Raw genomic sequence first — 20,808 nt, 5'->3', positions numbered from 1 at the left:
CCGAGATCTACACCATACACTGTTCGTCGGCAGCGTCAGATGTGTATAAGAGACAGAGGTACGCTGTTGCACCTGTGGGAGCGAGCCTGCTCGCGAAGCTTTTTATGGCTTGCGCGGGCTTAAAACCATCTGCGCCGGCACTGTGCGCAAGATCTGCTTCTCGATCTGCAGATCAAAATCAGGATCGAGCTTCTTGACTCGCTTGCTCAGCAAGGTCGCCAGCCACGGGTAATCCGCGGTGCGCGGTGCCTGAATGCTGACGGCGCATTCGTAATTCACCACATCGGCGGCGATCGCATCGAGTTGTCGTTGCAGCTTGTGAATATCGCCGATGTTCAACGCAACGGTGGTGCTTTCGGCGGTCGGGTCGATGACCTTGGCTTTCGGCCTGGCTTCGGCAGCCAGCAGCGCGGCCTCAGCCTTTTCCAACTCGGCCTTGCGCGCTTCGGTGATCGCGCCATTGACGCCGCCGGTCAGCGCGGGCGCTTTGGGCATCAGGGCGCGAGCACGGCTTAATGCAGTGGCGGCAGCGTTGACATCGCCTTTCTGCAGGACGATCTGGCTGCGGCGCAGGTACGCCTCGGCCAGCTGCCGCTGGTATTGCTCAAGGGATTGATCATTGGGGGTTGCGGCCTGCAACGCGGCCAACTGGTCTTCGGCGGTGGCCAGTTCGCTGCTGGCCAGGCTTTGCTCCAGCTGTGCGATGGCCGTAGCCCGCGCATCCGGGACTTCAGCCACCGGCGGCGTGCTTTGGCAGGCGCCCAGCAGCACGGAAAATGCGACAAGGAGCAGATAACGGGAGGCGAACGGCTTCATTCCTGCGACTCTCTAATTGCGCAAAAAGCGGCCAAGTCTACACCCCACGACGGGGCAGAACAAAACTCAACAGAAACAGCGCGGCTGCCGTCACCACGATCGACGGCCCCGCCGGGGTGTCCTTGAACCACGACAACGCCAGCCCGCCGCACACCGCGAGCATGCCCAGCAGGCTCGCGCCCAGCGCCATCTGCTCCGGCGAACGGGCGTGACGCTGTGCCGCAGCCGCCGGGATGATCAGCAGCGAAGTGATCAGCAGCACCCCGACGATTTTCATCGCCACGGCGATCACCACCGCGATCAACAGCATCAGCGCCAAGCGCAAACCCGCAACCGGCAAGCCTTCGACCCGCGCCAGTTCTTCGTGCACGGTGACCGCCAGCAGCGGCCGCCACAGCGTCACCAGCAACACCAGCACCGCCGCGGTGCCACCGAGAATCCACGCCAGGTCGCTCGGACTGATCGCCAGCAAGTCGCCAAACAGATAGGCCATCAGGTCGATCCGCACTTCATGCATGAAGCTTAGTACCACCAGGCCGAGAGAGAGCGTGCTCGGTGCAAGAATTCCCAACAGCGTGTCGGACGCCAGCGGCTGACGCTGTTGCAGCGTCACCAAGAGCACCGCCAGCAGCAGGCAACCGACCGTCACCGCCACCGTCGGGCTGACGTCCAGCAAAAAGCCCAGCGCCACGCCGAGCAGTGCGGCGTGGGACAGGGTATCGCCGAAATAGGCCATGCGCCGCCACACCACAAACGAGCCGAGCGGTCCGGCCACCAGCGCCAGCGCCAGACCTGCAAGCAGGGCATACAAAAGAAAATCAGCCATGCTTGCAGCCGTCTCCATGAACATGAGGTTGCCCGCCGAGCGGGCCTTTGACCACCGAACCGTGCAGGTCGTGGGCGTGGTCGTGATGGTGGTGATAGATCGCCAGACTCGGCGCGTTCTTGCCGAACAGCTCGACGAATGCCGGGTCGCCGCTGACCTGCTCGGGGTGCCCGGAGCAGCAGACGTGGCGGTTGAGGCAGACCACCTGATCGGTGGTGCTCATCACCAGATGCAAATCGTGCGACACCATCAGCACGCCGCAACCGTGGCGGTCGCGCAGCCGGGTGATCAGGCTGTACAGCTCGGCCTGCCCGGCCACGTCGACGCCCTGCACCGGCTCATCGAGCACCAGCAGCTCAGGCTCACGCAGCAGTGCCCGAGCCAGCAGCACGCGCTGCATTTCGCCGCCGGAAACGCTCTGCACCGGGCTGTCGATCACGTGTTCGGCGCCGACTTCCTTCAACGCGGCCAGGGCACGCGAACGATCGACGCCAGGCACCAGGCGCAGGAAGCGCAGCACTGACAGCGGCAGGGTCGGGTCGACATGCAGTTTCTGCGGCATGTAACCGACGCGCAGCTTCGGCTTGCGCCAGACGCTGCCGCTGTTTGGCTTCAACAGCCCGAGCACGGCGCGTACCAGCGTGGTCTTGCCAGCGCCGTTGGGGCCGATCAGGGTGACGATCTGCCCCGGCTCGACGCTCAGCTCGATGTTGTCCAGCACGGTCTGCCCGGCAAACGTGACGGCGACCTGCTCCAGACGGATCAGCGCGTTGCTCATCAGGCCCCCTGGCAACCGGCGCACAGACCAACCACTTCGACGGTCTGCGCTTCGACGATGAAACCGACGTCTCTGGCGCTGCTGATGATCGCGTCGCTGATCACTTTTTGCTCAAGTTCGATGGCGGCGTGGCACTCGCGGCAGATCAGGAACTGGCCCTGATGCGCGTGTTCAGGATGCACGCAGCCAACGAAGGCGTTGAGCGACGAGATGCGATGGACCAGGCCGTTTTCCAGCAGGAAATCCAGTGCGCGGTACACGGTAGGCGGCGCGGCGCGGCGGCCGTCCTGCTCGCTGAGCACCGCAAGGATGTCGTAGGCACCCAGTGGCTTGTGACTCTGCCAGACCAGTTCCAGCACGCGGCGGCGCAGGGCAGTCAGACGCAAACCTTTCTGCGCGCACAAGGTATCGGCCTCGGACAGAGCGCTGTGCACGCAATGGGAGTGGTCGTGGGGACGGCTGGCAATCGGTGTAATAGGCATGAGCGGCGACGAGATTTGCTGGAGACGTTATTATGTTACCCGTTCTCGCTTCCTTGAGTGGTCATCGTGTCCCGACTTTTTTCTGTTTTTGTGGCTTTTGTTGCCAGTTTTGTGCTGATCGGTACGGCTCAGGCCGAGGTCAAAGTGCTCACCAGCATCAAACCGTTGCAGTTGATTGCCGCTGCCGTGCAGGATGGCGTGGCGATTCCCGAGGTGCTGCTGCCGCCGGGGGCCTCGCCGCACAATTACGCCTTGCGCCCGTCCGACGTACGGAAGGTGCAGTCGGTCGATCTGCTCTACTGGATCGGCCCGGACATGGAAGGCTTCCTGCCGCGCGTACTCGGCGGTCGCAGCCTGCCGAGCGTCGCGGTGCAGGATCTGCCAGGCCTGAAGCTGAGGCATTTCGGCGCGGACAACCATTCCCATGCCGAAGAAGCCGACGAGCATGATCACGATCATCGCCCCGGCTCGCTGGACGCGCACTTGTGGTTGTCACCGGTCAATGCGCGGGTGATCGCCGACAAAATGGCCGCCGACCTCAGCGCCGCCGACCCGGCCAATGCCCAGCGTTATCAGAGCAATGCCAAAGCCTTCGATGAACGTCTGGATGCGCTGGATCAGCGCTTGAAGAAGCGCCTGGCCAATGTCGAAGGCAAGCCGTACTTCGTCTTTCATGAGGCGTTTGATTATTTCGAAGACGCTTACGGCCTGAAGCACGCGGGCGTGTTCGCGGTGGCCGCGGAAGTACAGCCCGGCGCCCAGCATGTCGCGGCGATGCGCAAGCGTTTGCAGGACGTAGGCAAGACCTGTGTGTTCAGCGAGCCACCGTTGCGTCCCCGTCTGGCGGAAACGCTGGTGGCTGGCCTGCCGGTGAAGCTGGCGGAACTGGATGCGTTGGGCGGGTACACCCCGGCGACAGCTCAGGGGTATGAGCAGGTGCTGGAAAAACTCGGCAATGATCTGGCGGGATGCCTGGAATCGTTGTAACAACACAAAACCTGTGGGAGCGAGCCTGCTCGCGAAAGCGGTGGGTCAGTCAGCAAAAATGCTGAACGGGCCGCCGCCTTCGCGAGCAGGCTCGCTCCCACAGGTTCGTGTTTGCTTGGCGAATCTACTCAGAGGGCGAAGGGCAACGGTGTATTGACCTTCTGCCGCTGCGCCAGGCGCTGCTCGAACTCCTGCGGATCGTGAATCAACACATCCTGCCCGGCGAACTGCTCGGCGGCGATCAGGCGTGACAGCCAGAACCGCACACAAGCGACACGCAGCATCGTTGGCCACAATTCGGCTTCCGCCGCCGTGAACGGCCGCAGCGCCGCATAGGCACCGAGAAACGCACGCGCACGCGGGCCATCGATCACGCCCTCCTCGTCCGAACACCAGTCATTCAAGGCAATTGCCACGTCGTACAGCATCGGCCCCGAGCAGGCGTTGTAGAAGTCGATCAGCCCGGTCAGGTGGGTGCCTTCGAACATGGCGTTGTCGCGGAACAGGTCGGCGTGAATGTTCGCCCGAGGCAGCGCGAGGATCTTGTCTTTGCGCTCGGTGATCTCATCCAGCGCCTTTTGCAGCAAGGCACGCGGCTCATCGCTCAGGTGCGAGAGAAATTCAGTGCCCTCCTCCAGCATCCAGTCCAGACCACGATCGGTCTTGCGCTTGATCATGCGTTCGCCCTGAGTCGCCAGGTGCAGATGCGCCTGCAACTCGCCCACTTGCGCGCAATGCTGGGCGTTGGCGACTTTGATGTGCTTGCCGGACAGGCGCGGTTGCAGCAGCGCCGGTTTGCCTTTGAGCTCACGCAGGGCCAAGCCGTCGGTGGTGCGCAGGGCGTAAGGCACCGGCAGTTCGGCTTCGTGCAGCACGTCGAGCAGGTCGATGAAGAACGGCATCTCTTGCACCGGGCCGCGCTCGACCAGGGTCAGGACAAACTCGCCCTGCTCCAGACTGATGAAGAAATTGGTGTTTTCGCTGCCGGCGGCGATCCCCTGGAAATCAAGCAGGCGGCCGAGCCCGTAAGGGGCGAGAAAGGTTTCCAGCTCGGGCCGAGCCAGGGGAGTGAACACAGACATGTCTTAACTGCCAGTACGGGCGCCGCAGCGGCGGCGCCGGGTGAATTAAAAACCTACTTCCATTCGAATATCTTCCATGACGGGATCAGCATATCCGGCTGATCCGAACGGATGAAATTGGCATCCGTCCCGTCGGCGCGCACCAGAAAGTACGGCGGCGCGCCCTTTGGCGTGACTTTGATCGCATAGAGGAAACCGTTCTGGCGGTACTCCTGAATGGTCTTGTCGCCCTCCGTGCGGATAGTGACCTCGGGGTCGCCGCCCGGCGCATCATCCGCCGCCATCGCGGCCAGTGGTGAGACAGCGATCAACCCGACCAGCAGCAAGCGATTTAACGTACGCATGATAACCTTGTCCCTTTGTCGTCAACGGTCCCGCTATTCTAGCCCCGGACCCGCCGAAAAGGTTGATCCTGCTCATGAGCCAAGCCCCCCTCGTCCTGGTGGACGGTTCGTCTTACCTGTACCGCGCCTTTCATGCACTGCCGCCACTGACCACGTCCAAAGGCCTGCCGACCGGTGCGGTCAAAGGCGTGCTGAACATGCTCAAGAGTCTGCGCAAGCAGTACCCGGACAGCCCCTTCGCCGTAGTGTTCGACGCCAAGGGCGGGACATTTCGCGATGAGATGTACGCCGAATACAAGGCCAACCGGCCAAGCATGCCCGACGACATGCGCGTGCAGATCGAGCCGCTGCACCAGAGCGTGATCGCCCTCGGCTTCCCGCTGCTGTGCGTCGACGGCGTCGAGGCCGACGATGTGATCGGCACCCTCGCCCGCAGCAGCGCGGCGGCCGATCGCCCGGTGATCATCTCCACCGGTGACAAGGACATGGCGCAACTGGTCGATGGCCACATTACCTTGGTCAACACCATGTCCGGTAGCTCGATGGATGTGGAGGGCGTTAAGGAGAAATTTGGCGTCGCACCGGAGCAGATCATCGATTATCTCGCGCTGATGGGCGACTCGTCCGACAACATCCCGGGCGTGCCTGGCATCGGCCCGAAGACGGCGTCCGGCCTGCTGGTCGGCGTCAACGGCGGCCTGACCGAGCTGTACGCCAACCTCGACATCGTGCCGACCCTGCCGATCCGTGGCGCAAAAACCTTGCCGGCCAAGCTCGAAGAGCACCGGGAGATGGCTTTCCTGTCCTATCAACTGGCGACCATCAAGGTCGACGTGCCACTGGATATCGGCCTCGATGATCTGCAGATGGGCCAGGAGGATCCGGCCAAACTCTACGAGCTGTACACCCTGCTGGAATTCAAGAGCTGGCTCAATGATCTGGATCGCGATGCCAAGCGTCTGGAACTGAGCGCGGCGGCCGAACCTGCGCCGGCGGGCGATCTGTTCAGCGCCCCGCAAGCCGAGGCACCTGTTGCTCCTGTCGAGGCCGCATACGAAACCATCCTCGATCAAGCCCGCTTCGACGTCTGGCTGGAAAAACTGCGCAACGCCAAACTGATCGCCTTCGACACCGAGACCACCGGCATCGACGCGCAGCAGGCGCAACTGGTTGGCCTGTCGTTCGCCGTACAGGCCAACGAAGCCGCGTACATCCCGCTGACCCATTCCTACATCGGCGTGCCGGAGCAGCTGGATCGCGACACCGTGCTGCGCGCACTCAAGCCGATTCTGGAAGACCCGAGCAAACTCAAGGTCGGCCAGCACGCCAAGTTCGACATGAACATTCTGGCCAACTGCGCCATTGGCGGCGATCAGAGTGAAGGCATCAGCGTGCGCGGCATCGCCTTCGACACCATGCTCGAGTCCTACGTGCTCAATTCCACCGCGACCCGTCACGACATGGACAGCCTCGCGCAGAAGTACCTTGACCACACCACGGTGAGCTTCCAGGACATCGCCGGCAAAGGTGCCAAGCAACTGACCTTCGACCAGATCGCCTTGGAACAGGCCGGGCCGTACGCCGCCGAAGACGCCGACATCACCCTGCGCCTGCATCAAACGCTGTTCGACAAGCTCAGCGCGATTCCGAGCCTGGCCGGCGTGCTGACCGACATTGAGATCCCGCTGGTGCCAGTGCTGGCGCGCATCGAACGCCAGGGCGCGTTCGTCGATGCCGAGTTGCTGGGCATTCAGAGCATCGAGCTGGGCAACAAAATGGTCGCGCTGGAGCGTGAGGCCTTCGAAATTGCCGGGGAGGAATTCAACCTCGGATCGCCGAAGCAGCTGGGCGTGATTCTTTATGAAAAGCTCGGCCTGCCGGTGCTGAAGAAAACCGCCAAAGGCCAGCCGTCCACCGCTGAAGAAGTGTTGGCGAAACTCGCCGAAGACGATCACCGCTTGCCGAAGGTGCTGATGGAGCACCGCTCGATGAGCAAGCTGAAAAGCACCTACACCGATCGCCTGCCGGAGCAGATCAACCCGCGCACCGGGCGCATCCACACCTCGTATCACCAGGCTGTGGCCTCGACCGGGCGCCTGTCCTCCAGTGATCCGAACCTGCAGAACATTCCGGTGCGCACTGCCGAAGGCCGACGCATTCGTCAGGCGTTCGTCGCACCCAAAGGCTACAAACTGCTGGCGGCGGACTATTCGCAGATCGAACTGCGGATCATGGCGCACCTGTCCCGTGACGAAGGCCTGATGAACGCCTTCCGCAACAATCTCGACGTGCACACTGCAACCGCTGCCGAAGTATTCAAGGTCGAGCTTGATCAAGTGACATCCGACCAGCGTCGCAGCGCCAAGGCGATCAACTTCGGCCTGATCTACGGCATGGGCGCGCAGAAGCTCGGCAAGGACATCGGCGTCGACACCAAGACCGCCAAGGCTTACATCGACACCTACTTCGCCCGTTATCCAGGCGTGCGCGAATACATGGAGCGTACCCGCGCGCAAGCGGCGGATCAGGGTTACGTCGAAACCTTCTTCGGGCGTCGCCTGTATTTGCCGGAGATCAACTCGAACAAGCCGCAGGAACGCGCCGCCGCTGAACGCACGGCGATCAACGCGCCGATGCAGGGCACGGCCGCGGACATCATTAAGAAAGCCATGGTGGCTGTGGATAACTGGCTGGCGACGTCGGGTCTGGACGCGCGGGTCATCCTGCAAGTGCACGACGAACTGGTGCTGGAGGTTCGCGAGGATCTGGTCGAGCAGGTCAGCGCCGAAATTCGTACGCACATGAGCGAAGCGGCGAACCTGGATGTGCCGCTGCTGGTGGAAGTTGGCGTGGGCAACAACTGGGATGAGGCGCACTGAGTCATTGTTGCGCAACCGTCGCCGCGACCTACCGTCGCGGCAACTGCCGGGAATCCGGCTTAGATCGAAAGGCGCTTGAGGCTATTCCAAAGCTTTTTGAAAAAAATCTGAACTAATCTGTCGATCGAACACTCAGAGGTACTGAATGGCTGGTGAAGCCCTTCGATGCTCCTATGTTGTGTTAAGTGTTGGCAGATATCTGAACCCCGCCCTAGCGGTTCGGAACTTGAACCCCGGAATTTCTCCCTCCCCAATGAAATCCGGGGCTTTTTTTGCCAAAAAATCGGCTGTAGCGCGGCCATGCTGCGTTAAAAGCATCGCTAAAAATGCTCATTTAGGTCCCCTAAACTCCGCTTTTTAGCGCTACTTTTGCCTTGCCTGGCCACACTACAGCCAATTTTTCCCCATTCTGAATTTACTCGGCAGCGGCCTCGGCGCCTTTGTCTGCCAGTTCCATCCAGTCGGCCAACACAGTGTAGGCCTCTTCCAGGCCCATGCGTTTTGGTGCGGAGAACAACTGGATGGTGATCGAGTCGCCCCAGCCTTTGCGGATTTCCGACTGTACTTTCAGCAGGGTGTTCTTGGCTGCGCCGTAGGTGAGCTTGTCGGCCTTGGTCAGCAGGATGTGCATCGGCATGCCGGCGGCGACGGCCCAGTCGAGCATCAGCAGGTCGAAGTCGGTCATCGGATGGCGGATGTCCATCATCAGAATCAGACCTTTCAAACTCTCCCGACCACCGAGGTAAGCCTCGAGGTGGCGCTGCCAGTGTTGCTTGAGCGGGATCGGTACTTTTGCATAACCGTAGCCCGGCAGGTCGACCAGACGGCGATCATCGTCTAGCTTGAAGAAGTTCAACAGCTGTGTGCGACCCGGAGTTTTCGAGGTGCGCGCCAGGCTGGCGTGAGTCAGGGTGTTCAGCGCGCTGGATTTGCCAGCGTTGGAACGACCGGCAAACGCCACTTCGAAGCCTTCGTCGTCTGGGCATTGATCGACTTTGGCGGCACTGAGCATGAACGTGGACTGTTGGCACAGGCCGAGGATGGGATTCTTGAGTTGCATGGGATTTCCGATGTGGGCGGCGCCGGGATTGGGCGCGGAACGCGGTGTCGCTTCCGTTTCAGTGACGCCAGTATATAATGCCGCAGATTTTGTGTGTGCTTTGTCCCAGCGAAGGATGAAGTTCACGAGAGCGACAGACTTTGATTGCGCATTAGAACGCAGAACGCTCTCAACCCTGAAAAGGTCGTTTTATGACGAAATGGCTGCTGGCTGCCGGAGTCTTGATGCCGCTTTACAGCGCACAGGCTACACAGGATCCGGAAGCTGTGTACAACCGTGTTTGTGGTGCCTGTCATTCCGGCCAACTACCCATGGCGCCCGCAAGAGGCGATCAGGAAGCTTGGACGCCGAGGTTGGCGAAAGGTATGGGGACGCTGGTGCAACACGTGACCCAGGGTTTCAAGGCGATGCCGCCGCGTGGTTTGTGCATGGACTGCAGTGCCGAGGATTACCAGGCCATCATCCTTTGGATGAGCGAGAGTAAGCCCGGTCCATAACTTAACCCTTAGCCGTAGTTGGATTAGCTGATGAACAAATTGATCGTGAGTCTGCTGTTGACCGTGGGAATTTCAGGTGTCGCCCATGCTGCCGGCGATGCCGCAGCAGGCCAGGCCAAAGCTGCCGTGTGCGGAGCCTGCCATGGCCCGGACGGCAACAGCATGGCGCCAAACTTTCCGAAACTGGCAGGTCAAGGTGAACGCTACCTCGACAAGCAATTGCACGACATCAAGTCGGGCAAGCGCGTGGTGCTGGAAATGACCGGGCTGCTGACCAACCTGAATGACCAGGATCTGGCCGACATCGCTGCGTACTTCGCCAGCCAGAAAGGCAGCGTCGGCGCCGCCGATCCGAAGATCGTCGCTCGCGGTGAAGCGCTGTTCCGTGGCGGCAATCTGGAAAAAGGTCTGCCAGCCTGCACCGGCTGCCACTCGCCGAACGGCTCCGGCAATGCCGCCGCAGGCTTCCCACACTTGGGTGGCCAGCACGCTCAATACATCGCCAAGCAACTGACCGATTTCCGCAAGGAAGACGGCGGTCGCGCCAACGACGGCGACGCAATGACCATGCGCACCATCGCACGCAAGCTGAGCGACGAAGACATCGCTGCGGTTTCCAGCTACATCCAGGGCCTGCACTGAGGCCCTGATTCGAGTGTTGCACGAGGCGCGTAACGCCGGTCACGTTAACGCTCGATTAATCCTTCGCAGCAAGTATAAAAAGGGTGGCTTTGGCCGCCCTTTTTTGTGGCCGCTGCCGTTACACTACAGCACTCATGCCCGCCAGGATCTGTGTCGAAACAGGTCGAGCGAGGCGACCCAAATTGTTCAGGAGTAAAGCATGCGTAATCTGATCATCAGCGCCGCCCTCGTCGCTGCCAGCCTGTTCGGCGTCACCGCCCAGGCCGCTGAAGCCCCTGCCGCCCCTTACGTCGAACTGGCCAACCCGGTGCCGGTGGCAAAGCCTGGCAAAATCGAAGTGGTCGAGCTGTTCTGGTACGGCTGCCCGCATTGCTACGCTTTTGAGCCAGTGATCAATCCATGGGTTGAAAAACTGCCGTCCGACGTCAACTTCGTGCGCATTCCCGCCATGTTCGGCGGCCCATGGGACGCTCACGGCCAGATGTTCCTGACTCTGGAAGCCATGGGTGTCGAGCACCAGGTGCACAACGCCGTGTTCAACGCGATCCAGAAAGAACACAAGAAGCTCACCGACAAGAACGACATGGCTGACTTCCTCGCCACTCAAGGCGTGGACAAGGACAAGTTCCTCGCCACTTTCGACTCGTTCGCTATCAAAGGCCAGATCGTCAAGGCCCGTGAGCTGGCGAAGAAGTACGAAATCACTGGCGTGCCAACCATGATCGTCAATGGTAAATACCGCTTCGACATCGGCTCTGCCGGTGGTGCCGAGCAAGCCCTGAAACTGGCTGACGATCTGGTCGCCAAAGAGCGAGCGGCTAACAAGGCTGCTGCCAACTAAGCGCGGCATTCGCCATGCGCCGCTGGAAGTCCGAACGCATCGTTGGCCTGCATGATCCGCAGGTCAACGAGCATCATCTGGCGTCTACGGGCCTGCCCGCAGACCAGCGTCTGCGCTTGCTCAGTTTCAACATTCAGGTCGGCATCAGCACCGAGCGCTATCGGCATTACCTGACCCGCAGCTGGCAGCATCTGCTGCCCCACACCGGGCGTTCCGGCAATCTGCAGAAGATCGGTGACCTGCTCGGCGACTTCGATCTGGTCGCGCTGCAGGAAGCCGATGGCGGCAGCCTGCGCTCGGGCTACGTCAATCAGGTCGAACATCTGGCCCACCTCGGCGCCTTTCCCTACTGGTATCAACAACTCAATCGCAACCTCGGTCGACTGGCCCAGCACAGCAACGGCGTGCTCAGTCGCCTGAAGCCGTGGGCGATCGAGGATCACCCGCTGCCCGGCCCGAAAGGTCGCGGCGCGATCCTGCTGCGCTTCGGCGAAGGTCCGGAAGCGCTGGTGGTGGTGATGATGCACCTGGCCCTCGGCGCGCGGACGCGCAGCCTGCAACTGGCCTACATTCGTGATTTGATCAGCGGTTACAAGCATCAGGTGCTGATGGGCGACATGAATACCCATGCCAGCGATCTGCTCGAACACTCGCCGTTACGCGATCTCGGCCTGCTGGCCCCGCAGGTGGAAGCGACCTTCCCCAGCTGGCGCCCACAGCGTTGCCTTGATCATATTCTGCTCAGCCCGACCCTGACCCTGGAAAAGGTCGAGGTGCTGGCCCAGCCCATTTCCGATCACCTGCCGGTCGCGGTGGAAATTCGTCTGCCGGGTTCGCTCACGGCCGACGCATTGCCCGCGTTGAGCCCTGCCCCTCGCGGAACCTGTGAATGAGCGACGACGCCCAGCGCTGGAAAGAGAAGTACCTCAAGAGCATCGAACAGCAGGAAAAGCTCGAACGCCGCTGGGCCGCGCGACTCGACCTGCTGCGGCGCGGTCTGGTGCGCAGCACGCTGGCGGCCGAGGGCACCGACAAGGTCGTCGATCAGTGCATGAAGGAAATGCGCGAAGTCGTGCGCACCGATGACATGGACGCCGGCCTCGCCGCCCTGCTGCCGCGTCTGGAAAAAGCCGTGCTCGACTCCGAGCAGCGCCGTGAGACCCGCATTGATCAGGTCAGCACCGCGCTCACCGCGCTGGTCACCCAGTTGCAGGCCCTGCAACTGCCGCGCGAAGTCGCGCAACCGCTGAAGAAATTCGCCAAGCAACTGGACAGCCGCGTCGGTCAGGCACGGGAAATGCCGCTGCTGCTGAGCGAACTCAGTGGCTTGCAGGGCAAGGCCTTGAGTCAGTTGGAAACGCCAGCCGAGCCTGGCCGGCCGGGGCTGTTGCAGCGTTTGTTTGGCAGCCGTGACGGTGAGGAAGCCGTTGCACCGGCGGCCGACATACCAGCCACACCAGTGCCGCAACCGGTCGAAGCCCGGCAACCTGAACCGGAGCCTGCGCAATCGGCACCGGTGGCCAACGCGGAGCCAGCAATCGCAGCGCCCGAGACCGTCATCGAGGCGCCCGCCCAGACGCCGCCTGATGAGCCGCAAGTCGTTGCGTTCGCTGCGCCTGTGGTCGTCGTTGAAGCCGAGCCAGTGCAGGTTGAACCAGCCGCTGACGCCGAGATGACCGTCGCTGCGCCAGCAACCGAGGCGTTCAACCCCGATGAACTGATCCACCCCGGCGATACGTCGCCGCTGATCCTCGATAGCCTGCCCCTGCCCGAACCGATTGCTCAGGCCTTGGCCGCCATCGACCCGGAGCAGCCGGAACACGACATCCTCTTCGCTCTGCCGGATTCCCCGGAGCCGTCCTACAGCTCCGTAGCCAGACATATCGAAGACACGCTGATCGGCCTGCTCGACGACCTGACCCTGCCCGAGCGCCACCGGCCGCAAGCCGAAGCCATGCGCGAGCGGCTCAAACACGGGTTGAACTGGTACGAACTGTTGCCGATCCTCGACGATCTCGCGACTTTGATGCTGGCGATTACCGATAGCGGTCAGCACGAATTCGAAGCCTATCTGCAACAGCTCAACGAACGCCTTGAAGCGTTTCAGAGCAACCTGCAAGCGGCCAGCGAGGGGCATGCCGACAACAGCTCGGCGGCGCGGGCCATGGACACGCAGATTCGCGAGCAGGTCGACGGCTTGCAGAGCAGCGTCCAGCAAGCGGCGGACCTCGACGACCTCAAGCATGTGCTGGAGAATCATCTGGAAGGCCTGCTGGGAACGATGGACCAGCACCAGAAGCAGCGCGACGCCCGCGAACAGGAAGTCGCCGCCAGGCTGAAGAGCCTGTCGGAGCGGGTCGCGCATATGGAGCAGGAAGCCTTGGGTTTCCGCGAACACCTTGAGGAACAGCGGCAGAAAGCCCTGATCGATCCGTTGACCGGCCTGCCTAACCGCGCGGCGTGGAGTGAACGCCTCGAGCATGAAATCCAGCAATGGCAGCAGCACGGCAACACCCTTAGCCTGGCCATGCTTGACCTTGATCACTTCAAGCGGATCAACGACAGCTACGGCCATCTGGCCGGCGACAAAGTGCTGAAGATCATCGCCACGGTATTGCGCAAACGCCTGCGCGGCTCGGATTTCATCGCCCGTTTTGGTGGTGAAGAGTTCGTGCTGTTGCTGCCCGCGACGCCGCCAGCGGTGGGCGCGAAACTGCTGGAAACCCTGCGCGCGGCGATCGAAGCCTGCCCGTTTCACTTCAAGGGCGAGCGAGTGACCATCACCATATCGATGGGGCTGGCCTCGTTCAGGGTGGGAGAACATAGCGATCTGGTGCTGAAAAGAGCCGATCAGGCGCTGTACAGGGCAAAAAACGCCGGGCGCAACCGAGTGGAGCTCGGCTAAGGCAATTGTTCCATTTTGTTTAAATCCGCCCGCTGGCGGACTCTGGGCAAATCTGTACGTTACACTGTTGCATTATCGTCTTTTGCGTATCGTCCTCTGCCATGAAATTCCTTGCCCTTGTTGCTTCGCTGCTCGTCCTCGCCGGTTGCGCCAGCGGCCCGCGTTACGACACCAGCCACCCTTCGGCCAATTACGACAGCCGCATCCAGTTCGTTGTGGTGCATTACACCTCGGCGTCGCTGGAGCGTTCGCTGCAACTGCTGACCCATGGCGACGTCAGTAGCCATTACCTGATCGGCGATGACAAGAACGCCACCGTGTACAAGCTGATGGACGAAAACCAGCGCGCCTGGCACGCCGGCGAAAGTCAGTGGCAGGGCCGTACCTGGCTGAACTCCAGTTCCATCGGCATCGAAATCGTCAATCCCGGCTACAAGGACACCCCGACCGGGCGCCTGTGGTATCCGTACAGCGAAGCGCAGATCCAGTCGTTGATCACCCTGCTCAAGGACATCAGCAAACGCAACGGCATCAGCCCGCGGCACATCATCGGTCACAGCGACATCGCGCCGTTGCGCAAGCTTGATCCGGGGCCACTGTTCCCCTGGAAACGTCTCGCCGCCGAAGGCCTTGGCCTGTGGCCGAACGAGCAAGCGGTGGCGCGTCAGCAGGCTATTTTTGACAGCAACCCGTTGCCGGAGATCGGCTGGTTCCAGGCGCAACTCGCGCGTCTGGGTTACGACACGCCGCAGACTGGCGAACTGGACGTCGCCACGCGCCATGTCCTCGCCGCGTTCCAGATGCATTACCGCCCTGCCCGCTTCGACGGCACCCCGGATGCACAAACCGCAGCACTTCTGCTGGTTCTCAATCAGACAAAATAATGACGCCCGCCCGACGGTCAGGGCGAAATCGCAATCAGCAGCTATAACTCATGGTAATTCTTCGGAAAATCCCTGATGGCTGCGACCCGAGAGACGCTGCGTAGCTGGTTTTATCGCCCTGTTTTTTTGGCGATGATCGCGGCTGTCCTCAGCGCCAGCCTGCTGATCGCCGGCGGTATGTTCGCGGCGATGCGCCAGATGGAAATGCGCGAGAGCCAGGAAATGAACGCCCAAGGCGAGCGCTTCCTCGCGCGCCTCGAACAATTGTTCGGCCAGTTGCGCGAAAGTCTCGACGACCTTGAAGCCCAGCCGTTGCGCGGCTGCGACGAAGAAATGATCGCGACCCTGCAGCAAGTCACCTTCAACTACCGCTTCGTCTACGAAGCCGCGTACATGGACGCCTCGCGGTTCTGCTCCAACCGTCCGCGCCAGGAAGGTCTGTCGTTGGTGCGCGCGCCGGACATTCAGGGTCCGACCTACAGCTATTGGCTGAACACCACCACCGAACCCGATGAAAACCGCGCGGCGCTGATGCTCGGTCGCGGTAACTTTCGTGTCGCTACCTCGCGCGGGCATTTGACCGACATGGTCGATCTGTCACCCGGCAGCAGCCTGCTGGTGGTACTCGATCACGGCACTCGCGCGATTCCGGTGCTCGGCACCGCACAGGCCTGGCCACCGACCGAACCCTGGCCACCGAAGAGCCCTAATGCGCTGCAAGTCACGCAAACGCGGCTGATCTATCGCATGCCCACCGACAACCCGGAATATCAATTGGTGCTGATTACGCCGCGCACGGGCATGCACGTCCCGGCGGTGTGGTGGTGGCTGTTGCCGGTGTGCCTGATCGCCGGGGCCGTTGTCGGCTTTCTGACCTTGCTACTGGTGCGTCAGCGCCAGTCGCTGGATGCCGAGCTGCACGGGGCGATCCGCCGGGGTGAGTTGCAGGTGCTGTATCAGCCGATCTTCGATCTCGACAGCCGCAACTGCGTCGGCGCCGAAGCGCTGCTGCGCTGGCGGCGCCCGGACGGCACGCTGACCAGCCCCGACCTGTTTATTCCCATGGCGGAGAACACCGGGCAGATCAGGCAGATGACCGACTTCGTGTTGCAGCGTCTGCTCGAACAACTGGGGCAGTTACTGCGCGCCAATCCGCAGCTGTATATCTCGGTGAACCTCGCGGCCTGCGATGTCATGGTGCCGCGCATCGGCCAGGTCATGGCGCGGCTGCTCGCGCTGCACCGTGTCGCCGCGCGGCAGATAGCCTTCGAAGTCACTGAGCGGGGCCTGATTGATGTGGTGGTGGCGCGGGAAAACCTGCAAGCCTTGCGCGACGTCGGCCATCAGGTGCTGATCGATGATTTCGGCACCGGCTATTGCAGCCTCGCCTATCTGCAGACCTTGCCGGTGGACTGCCTGAAGATCGATAAGGCGTTCATCGATGCGCTCGGCCATGACGCGGCGAGCAGCGGCGTCGCTCCGCACATCATTCACATGGCGCAGGCGCTGGATCTGAAAGTGATTGCCGAAGGCATCGAGCTGGAATCCCAAGCCGCACTGCTCAGCAGTGAGGGGGTCAAGTTCGGTCAGGGCTGGCTGTTCGCCCACGCACTGAGCGCCGTGCAGTTCATCGAACTGATCACCCGTGGACGACGCCTGGCCGGACGGCGTATGGATGATGAAGCCTAGACGGCCAGCGCCATGTAGAACTGGGTGCCCTGCCCCGGCCGCGAATAAACGCCCATGCGCCCGCCGTGCAACTGGACGATTTCCTTGCACAGCGCCAGGCCAAGCCCGGCACCGCCCTTCTTGCGTCCAACTTGCACGAACGGTTCGAAGATCCGCCCCTGCTGGCCGTAGGCAATGCCCTCGCCATTGTCTTCGACGCTGATGATGACCCGCTCGCCATGGCGGCGTGCCTGCAAACGGATCTGCCCGTCGCGGGCGGTGTGCCGCAGGGCGTTGTCGATCAAGTTGTCGAGGACGCGATCAAGTTGCGCCTGATCAGCCTGCAACCTCGGCAGCGGCCCTTGAATCTCGACGTTCAGCGCAACACCTTTGGCCGCAGCCACGTCAGCAAAGCGCAGCTGCGCCTGCTCCAGCAAGTCTTCAATGGAACATGGCGCCAGGGTGAGTTTCTGTAGACCGTTCTGGTAGCGCGAGAAATTCAGCAAGTCGTTGATCAACTGCATCAGACGCTGCATTTCTTCGTTGACCGTATCCAGCAGGTCAGCTTCGCGCGATTCCGCCGGGAACTTGGCCCGCTCGCGAAACAGCCCGAAGGCCATGTGCATGCCGGTGACCGGCGTGCGCAGCTCGTGGGAAGCGCGCAAGACAAACTCACTGCGCACGCGCTCGAACGCGCGTTGCTCGGTGACATCGTGCAGCACCATCACCGCGCCGAGAATATGCCCCTGGGTATGACTGACCGGCGTCAGGCTGTAGGTCAGCAGGCGCGATTCGCCATCGACTTCGATACTCAGATCTTCCGGCGCGCGCTCCAGCGTGCCGCCGCGCAGGACCAATTGCAGTTGTGCATCCAGTTCCGGGCGGCCGAGCGCGGTGCCCAAGCCTTGGCCGAGCCGGTCGTCTTCCCAGCCCAACTGGCGCTGAGCCACCGGGTTGAGGTGTTCGAGCTGGCCTTGGCGGTCGATCATCAGCAAGCCGTCGTCGATGCTGTCGAGCACCGCTTGCAAGCGCTGCTGACCGGCCAACAGTTCGTCGACATTCATCGCCTGGTGTTCGCGCAACGCCTCGGCCATCAGGCCGAAGCGTCGCGACAGCAGGTTGACTTCCATGGCCGTGGAAATCGGCAGGGTCACGTCATAGTTGCCCTGGCCGATGTTGTCGGCAGCCTTGGCCAGCGCTTCGATCGGCGCGCCGAAGCGTCGGGCGATGCCTTGGGCGGTGACGAAACCGATGATCAGCACCGCCAGCCCGACCAGGCCAAGCAGCCCAGCAATCAGCAACGCGCGTTCACGGGCAGCGTGCTGGACCGCGTTAATGGTTTCCAGCGCATGTTTGTGCTCAGCAATCAGGCCATTACGAAGAATGTTGAAGCGCTCGCGGAAATCCGCGGTGGTACTGGCGTTCTTCGCCGCTTCGGCGGTCACGTCGAATGAGGCGAGGAAGTTCAGGTAATCGGCCTTGGCCTGGCGGAAACCGTAAGGCTGGTCATCGCCCTCCTGCTGCTGAGCGATGCCTTGGTCGAGCAACTCGAAGTAGTGCTGCCTGGACGCTTCGAACGCAACGGGATCAGGCTTTTCGGCGAGCATGATGATCAATTGATCACCGAGGGTCTGGCGCAGCTTGAGGCCCAGATCCAGGGTGACGAAGTTGCTGCGCACCAGCGCTTCCTGTGACCCGGCCATCTGCATCACGCTGACCAGCCCGAGCAAGAGCCCGAGCAAGGCCACAGTGATCAACGCAGAAATGCTCAGGAACAGGCGCGTGCGCAGCTTGATCGCCAGTTTCATCGCGCAGTGCTCACAGGTTGTACTGCTTGCGTTTGCGATACAGGGTCGAGGCGTCGATGCCGAGGGTTTTCGCCGCTTGGTCCAGGGTGCCGGCGGTGGCCAGCACCGCGCCGATGTGCGCTTTCTCCAGCTCGTCCAAGCTCAGCGCCGCGCCGACCCGTGGCGCGTTGTTGGCCGGTTGTTCGGCCATGCCCAGGTGGCTGATTTCCACGCGTTCCTGCGGGCAGATGATGCTCGCTCGCTCGACCACGTTGCGCAGTTCGCGAATATTGCCCGGCCAGCGATAACCGAGCAGCGCTTCGCGCGCCTCATCGCTGAAGCCGCGCGCCGGACGCGCGTACTCTTTGACGAAACGCGCAAGGAAACGATCGGCGAGGGTCAGGATGTCTTCGGCGCGCTCGCGCAATGGCGGTAGATGCAGGGTGATGACGTTGAGGCGATAGAGCAGGTCTTCACGGAAACGTCCGTCGCGGACCATGTCTTCGAGATTGAGGTTGGTGGCGGCGAGGATGCGCACATCGGCGCGGCGAGTGACCGGATCGCCGACCCGCTCGTATTCCTTGTCCTGGATGAAGCGCAGCAACTTGGGTTGCAAAGTCAGCGGAAAGTCGCCGATCTCGTCGAGAAACAGCGTACCGCCGTCCGCCTGGTTGACCCGACCCAAAGTACTCTCGCTGGCGCCGGTGAACGCGCCACGGCTGTGGCCAAACAGCTCGCTTTCCATCAGCTCGGCAGTCAGCGACGGGCAGTTGATAGTGACGCAGGATTTCTTCTCGCGCTTGCTCCAGCCGTGAATCGCACGGGCCAGTTCACCTTTACCCGTGCCGGACTCGCCAAGGATAAGAATGTTGGCGTCGGTGCTTGCGACCTGCCGGGCCGTTTCCAGCACGACTTTCATCGCCGGGCTGTGGGAATCGAGACCGTCTTTCGGTTTGCGGATCTCGCCTTCCAGCGCTTCAAGGCGCGCGGAGAGCTGGCGTACTTCCAGCTGCTTGGCGGTGGCCAGGCGCAGTTGATCAGGGCTGCACGGCTTGACCAGATAATCGGCGGCGCCAGCCTGAATGGCATCAACCGCGGTGTCGACCGCCGAGTGGGCGGTGACGATCACTACGCGCATCCACGGCGCCTGAATGCGCATCTGCGCGAGGACGTCGAGACCGTTGTCCTCGCCCAGGCGCAAATCAAGGAAGCACAGATCGAAGACCTGACGTTGCAGCAAAGCATCGGCCTGGGCTGCGCTATTGGCGGTGGCTACCGTATAGCCTTCGTCTTCGAGGCAATAACGAAACGTACGCAGGATGGCGGATTCATCGTCCACCAGCAGAATGCGGCCTTGTTGCTCAGTGGCAGATTCCATTTTTCCTACGCTCCATAGTGATTAGTCTTGGGTTAGTCCCGGAAAAATCGGGCAAGTTGCATGGTTGATTCTGAACGATACCAGCCATAGGAGGGTAGCTCTCTACTGCCATAACGGCCAATTCATTGATTTCGTTGGGTTTTAAAACATTCTGCGTTTTGCAGGGCAGATCCTGCGTCCTCTTCTGACATCTGCGTACCGGTAGCAATTCCATATCATCGAAATTTCCCACGAAATAATCGTGCATTGCGCACGACCGCAGAAGAGCCATCGTGCAGGATGCGTCTTAGGAAATTTCTCAACCACGTATAACTCATTGTTTTCATTGGTTTTTTCACAGATGAAAAAACTGGCATGCAGGCTGCAATACCTCACTCAGCCCGGGCAGAACAGCACTGCCCCAACCGAACAAGCGTGAGGAACACAGGATGACTCGCCCAATCGCCGCCCAAGTACGTATTTCGCCACTGCAGATCCAGCAAGGTCTGTTCGGTGTACTGGCGTTGCTGATCACCCTGATCGTTTGCCAGCAGTACATGAGCTGGGAAAACAGCCGCAAACCCGAGCCACTGATTTCGATGCAGCACAGCACTCAAACGCACTTCAGTGCCGTGAGCAGCAGCCAGGTTGAAAACGCTTCGATGCACATGATCGATGTCGACCAGCCGCAACCGCTGGATCAATTGCCACGGGAAGAGCGCTGGGTTTTCTAAGCCTTTGAATACATTCGGGCGCGTAGCGCCGGAAACCGGAAACACCCCTAAATAGAGAAGTAAGGAGAATCACCATGTTGAGCTGGGCAATTACATTCTTGATCATTGCCATCATCGCCGCCGTTCTGGGCTTCGGTGGTATCGCGGGCACCGCCACGGGTATCGCCAAGATTCTCTTTGTCGTGTTCCTGGTGATGTTCATCGCTTCCTTCTTCTTTGGCCGTCGCGGCCGAGGTTAA

General features: G+C 61.4%; 20 protein-coding genes. 11 read left to right on the top strand and 9 right to left on the bottom strand.

Annotated elements, in window-relative coordinates:
- Positions 1-102: 102 nt before the first annotated feature.
- The 4 genes from AC0IXA_RS10145 to AC0IXA_RS10130 are packed head-to-tail and all read right to left on the bottom strand — an operon-like array spanning position 103 to position 2,902.
- Positions 103-816: a PA5502 family lipoprotein gene (locus tag AC0IXA_RS10145; RefSeq protein ID WP_016772339.1), complete on the bottom strand. Its 714-nt coding sequence runs from the start codon at positions 814-816 to the stop codon at positions 103-105.
- Between the two features lie 37 nt (positions 817-853).
- A complete protein-coding gene (gene znuB / locus AC0IXA_RS10140) occupies positions 854-1,642 on the bottom strand; it encodes a zinc ABC transporter permease subunit ZnuB (RefSeq protein ID WP_016772340.1) in 789 nt (262 codons plus the stop codon).
- Entirely contained in the window at positions 1,635-2,420 is a 786-nt protein-coding gene (gene znuC / locus AC0IXA_RS10135; protein ID WP_024014991.1) for a zinc ABC transporter ATP-binding protein ZnuC, read from the bottom strand. Before znuC ends, znuB begins: the two co-directional genes overlap by 8 nt.
- Positions 2,420-2,902: a Fur family transcriptional regulator gene (locus AC0IXA_RS10130; protein ID WP_016772342.1), complete on the bottom strand. Its 483-nt coding sequence runs from the start codon at positions 2,900-2,902 to the stop codon at positions 2,420-2,422. The genes znuC and AC0IXA_RS10130 overlap by 1 nt, the downstream gene beginning before the upstream one ends.
- Before the next feature lie 66 nt (positions 2,903-2,968).
- On the opposite strand from AC0IXA_RS10130, the gene AC0IXA_RS10125 reads away from it, so the two are divergent.
- The gene (locus AC0IXA_RS10125) at positions 2,969-3,889 is read left to right on the top strand and encodes a zinc ABC transporter substrate-binding protein (protein WP_341638267.1); all 921 of its coding nucleotides are present in this window, start codon (positions 2,969-2,971) and stop codon (positions 3,887-3,889) included.
- Between the two features lie 128 nt (positions 3,890-4,017).
- Here AC0IXA_RS10125 and AC0IXA_RS10120 read toward each other — a convergent pair whose 3' ends face one another.
- Positions 4,018-4,971: a homoserine kinase gene (locus tag AC0IXA_RS10120; RefSeq protein ID WP_110644676.1), complete on the bottom strand. Its 954-nt coding sequence runs from the start codon at positions 4,969-4,971 to the stop codon at positions 4,018-4,020.
- Positions 4,972-5,024: 53 nt separating this feature from the next.
- Positions 5,025-5,315, bottom strand: coding sequence for a DUF2782 domain-containing protein (locus tag AC0IXA_RS10115; protein WP_039757137.1), 291 nt, complete (start codon positions 5,313-5,315; stop codon positions 5,025-5,027).
- Positions 5,316-5,389: 74 nt separating this feature from the next.
- Between AC0IXA_RS10115 and polA the strand changes: the two genes are divergently transcribed.
- A complete protein-coding gene (gene polA / locus AC0IXA_RS10110; protein ID WP_341638266.1) occupies positions 5,390-8,194 on the top strand; it encodes a DNA polymerase I in 2,805 nt (934 codons plus the stop codon).
- A 415-nt stretch (positions 8,195-8,609) separates the two neighbouring features.
- Here the strand turns inward: polA and yihA are convergent, their stop codons facing one another.
- Positions 8,610-9,254 (bottom strand): ribosome biogenesis GTP-binding protein YihA/YsxC, encoded by a 645-nt coding sequence (yihA, locus tag AC0IXA_RS10105; protein WP_039757139.1) that lies wholly within the window; start codon positions 9,252-9,254, stop codon positions 8,610-8,612.
- A gap of 191 nt (positions 9,255-9,445) precedes the next feature.
- On the opposite strand from yihA, the gene AC0IXA_RS10100 reads away from it, so the two are divergent.
- From AC0IXA_RS10100 to AC0IXA_RS10070, 7 genes are all read left to right on the top strand, one after another.
- Positions 9,446-9,751 (top strand): c-type cytochrome, encoded by a 306-nt coding sequence (locus AC0IXA_RS10100; protein WP_016772347.1) that lies wholly within the window; start codon positions 9,446-9,448, stop codon positions 9,749-9,751.
- Positions 9,752-9,781: 30 nt separating this feature from the next.
- On the top strand, positions 9,782-10,393 hold the full coding sequence (locus AC0IXA_RS10095) for a c-type cytochrome (RefSeq protein ID WP_016772348.1): 612 nt from the start codon (positions 9,782-9,784) through the stop codon (positions 10,391-10,393).
- A gap of 199 nt (positions 10,394-10,592) precedes the next feature.
- Positions 10,593-11,234: a thiol:disulfide interchange protein DsbA/DsbL gene (locus AC0IXA_RS10090; RefSeq protein ID WP_016772349.1), complete on the top strand. Its 642-nt coding sequence runs from the start codon at positions 10,593-10,595 to the stop codon at positions 11,232-11,234.
- 14 nt (positions 11,235-11,248) lie between these two features.
- Positions 11,249-12,127: an endonuclease/exonuclease/phosphatase family protein gene (locus AC0IXA_RS10085; RefSeq protein ID WP_024014985.1), complete on the top strand. Its 879-nt coding sequence runs from the start codon at positions 11,249-11,251 to the stop codon at positions 12,125-12,127.
- Positions 12,124-14,139 (top strand): GGDEF domain-containing protein, encoded by a 2,016-nt coding sequence (locus tag AC0IXA_RS10080; RefSeq protein WP_471812864.1) that lies wholly within the window; start codon positions 12,124-12,126, stop codon positions 14,137-14,139. Before AC0IXA_RS10085 ends, AC0IXA_RS10080 begins: the two co-directional genes overlap by 4 nt.
- Positions 14,140-14,240: 101 nt before the next feature.
- Positions 14,241-15,023 (top strand): N-acetylmuramoyl-L-alanine amidase, encoded by a 783-nt coding sequence (locus tag AC0IXA_RS10075; protein ID WP_471812862.1) that lies wholly within the window; start codon positions 14,241-14,243, stop codon positions 15,021-15,023.
- Between the two features lie 75 nt (positions 15,024-15,098).
- On the top strand, positions 15,099-16,712 hold the full coding sequence (locus tag AC0IXA_RS10070) for an EAL domain-containing protein (RefSeq protein ID WP_471812860.1): 1,614 nt from the start codon (positions 15,099-15,101) through the stop codon (positions 16,710-16,712).
- Here the strand turns inward: AC0IXA_RS10070 and AC0IXA_RS10065 are convergent.
- Both AC0IXA_RS10065 and algB read right to left on the bottom strand, forming a co-directional pair.
- The gene (locus AC0IXA_RS10065) at positions 16,709-18,499 is read right to left on the bottom strand and encodes an ATP-binding protein (RefSeq protein WP_471812858.1); all 1,791 of its coding nucleotides are present in this window, start codon (positions 18,497-18,499) and stop codon (positions 16,709-16,711) included. The genes AC0IXA_RS10070 and AC0IXA_RS10065 overlap by 4 nt on opposite strands.
- Positions 18,500-18,509: 10 nt before the next feature.
- Positions 18,510-19,856, bottom strand: coding sequence for a sigma-54-dependent response regulator transcription factor AlgB (gene algB / locus AC0IXA_RS10060; protein ID WP_024014980.1), 1,347 nt, complete (start codon positions 19,854-19,856; stop codon positions 18,510-18,512).
- Between the two features lie 428 nt (positions 19,857-20,284).
- On the opposite strand from algB, the gene AC0IXA_RS10055 reads away from it, so the two are divergent.
- On the top strand, positions 20,285-20,569 hold the full coding sequence (locus tag AC0IXA_RS10055; RefSeq protein ID WP_471812856.1) for a hypothetical protein: 285 nt from the start codon (positions 20,285-20,287) through the stop codon (positions 20,567-20,569).
- Between the two features lie 74 nt (positions 20,570-20,643).
- Entirely contained in the window at positions 20,644-20,808 is a 165-nt protein-coding gene (locus tag AC0IXA_RS10050) for a DUF1328 domain-containing protein (RefSeq protein WP_003177151.1), read from the top strand.

The sequence above is a fragment of the Pseudomonas sp. AC083 genome (assembly GCF_979253165.1).
Note: the sequence above shows the minus strand (reverse complement) of the source record. Positions and strands in the feature narration are given on the sequence as shown.

What these genes read in the sequence shown, in the direction of transcription:
- AC0IXA_RS10145 (WP_016772339.1), bottom strand. Translation starts at nt 816, where the DNA reads ATGAAGCCGTTCGCCTCCCGTTATCTGCTCCTTGTCGCATTTTCCGTG.
- znuB (WP_016772340.1), bottom strand. Translation starts at nt 1,642, where the DNA reads ATGGCTGATTTTCTTTTGTATGCCCTGCTTGCAGGTCTGGCGCTGGCG.
- znuC (WP_024014991.1), bottom strand. Translation starts at nt 2,420, where the DNA reads ATGAGCAACGCGCTGATCCGTCTGGAGCAGGTCGCCGTCACGTTTGCC.
- AC0IXA_RS10130 (WP_016772342.1), bottom strand. Translation starts at nt 2,902, where the DNA reads ATGCCTATTACACCGATTGCCAGCCGTCCCCACGACCACTCCCATTGC.
- AC0IXA_RS10120 (WP_110644676.1), bottom strand. Translation starts at nt 4,971, where the DNA reads ATGTCTGTGTTCACTCCCCTGGCTCGGCCCGAGCTGGAAACCTTTCTC.
- AC0IXA_RS10115 (WP_039757137.1), bottom strand. Translation starts at nt 5,315, where the DNA reads ATGCGTACGTTAAATCGCTTGCTGCTGGTCGGGTTGATCGCTGTCTCA.
- polA (WP_341638266.1), top strand. Translation starts at nt 5,390, where the DNA reads ATGAGCCAAGCCCCCCTCGTCCTGGTGGACGGTTCGTCTTACCTGTAC.
- yihA (WP_039757139.1), bottom strand. Translation starts at nt 9,254, where the DNA reads ATGCAACTCAAGAATCCCATCCTCGGCCTGTGCCAACAGTCCACGTTC.
- AC0IXA_RS10100 (WP_016772347.1), top strand. Translation starts at nt 9,446, where the DNA reads ATGACGAAATGGCTGCTGGCTGCCGGAGTCTTGATGCCGCTTTACAGC.
- AC0IXA_RS10095 (WP_016772348.1), top strand. Translation starts at nt 9,782, where the DNA reads ATGAACAAATTGATCGTGAGTCTGCTGTTGACCGTGGGAATTTCAGGT.
- AC0IXA_RS10090 (WP_016772349.1), top strand. Translation starts at nt 10,593, where the DNA reads ATGCGTAATCTGATCATCAGCGCCGCCCTCGTCGCTGCCAGCCTGTTC.
- AC0IXA_RS10085 (WP_024014985.1), top strand. Translation starts at nt 11,249, where the DNA reads ATGCGCCGCTGGAAGTCCGAACGCATCGTTGGCCTGCATGATCCGCAG.
- AC0IXA_RS10080 (WP_471812864.1), top strand. Translation starts at nt 12,124, where the DNA reads ATGAGCGACGACGCCCAGCGCTGGAAAGAGAAGTACCTCAAGAGCATC.
- AC0IXA_RS10075 (WP_471812862.1), top strand. Translation starts at nt 14,241, where the DNA reads ATGAAATTCCTTGCCCTTGTTGCTTCGCTGCTCGTCCTCGCCGGTTGC.
- AC0IXA_RS10070 (WP_471812860.1), top strand. Translation starts at nt 15,099, where the DNA reads ATGGCTGCGACCCGAGAGACGCTGCGTAGCTGGTTTTATCGCCCTGTT.
- AC0IXA_RS10065 (WP_471812858.1), bottom strand. Translation starts at nt 18,499, where the DNA reads ATGAAACTGGCGATCAAGCTGCGCACGCGCCTGTTCCTGAGCATTTCT.
- algB (WP_024014980.1), bottom strand. Translation starts at nt 19,856, where the DNA reads ATGGAATCTGCCACTGAGCAACAAGGCCGCATTCTGCTGGTGGACGAT.
- AC0IXA_RS10055 (WP_471812856.1), top strand. Translation starts at nt 20,285, where the DNA reads ATGACTCGCCCAATCGCCGCCCAAGTACGTATTTCGCCACTGCAGATC.
- AC0IXA_RS10050 (WP_003177151.1), top strand. Translation starts at nt 20,644, where the DNA reads ATGTTGAGCTGGGCAATTACATTCTTGATCATTGCCATCATCGCCGCC.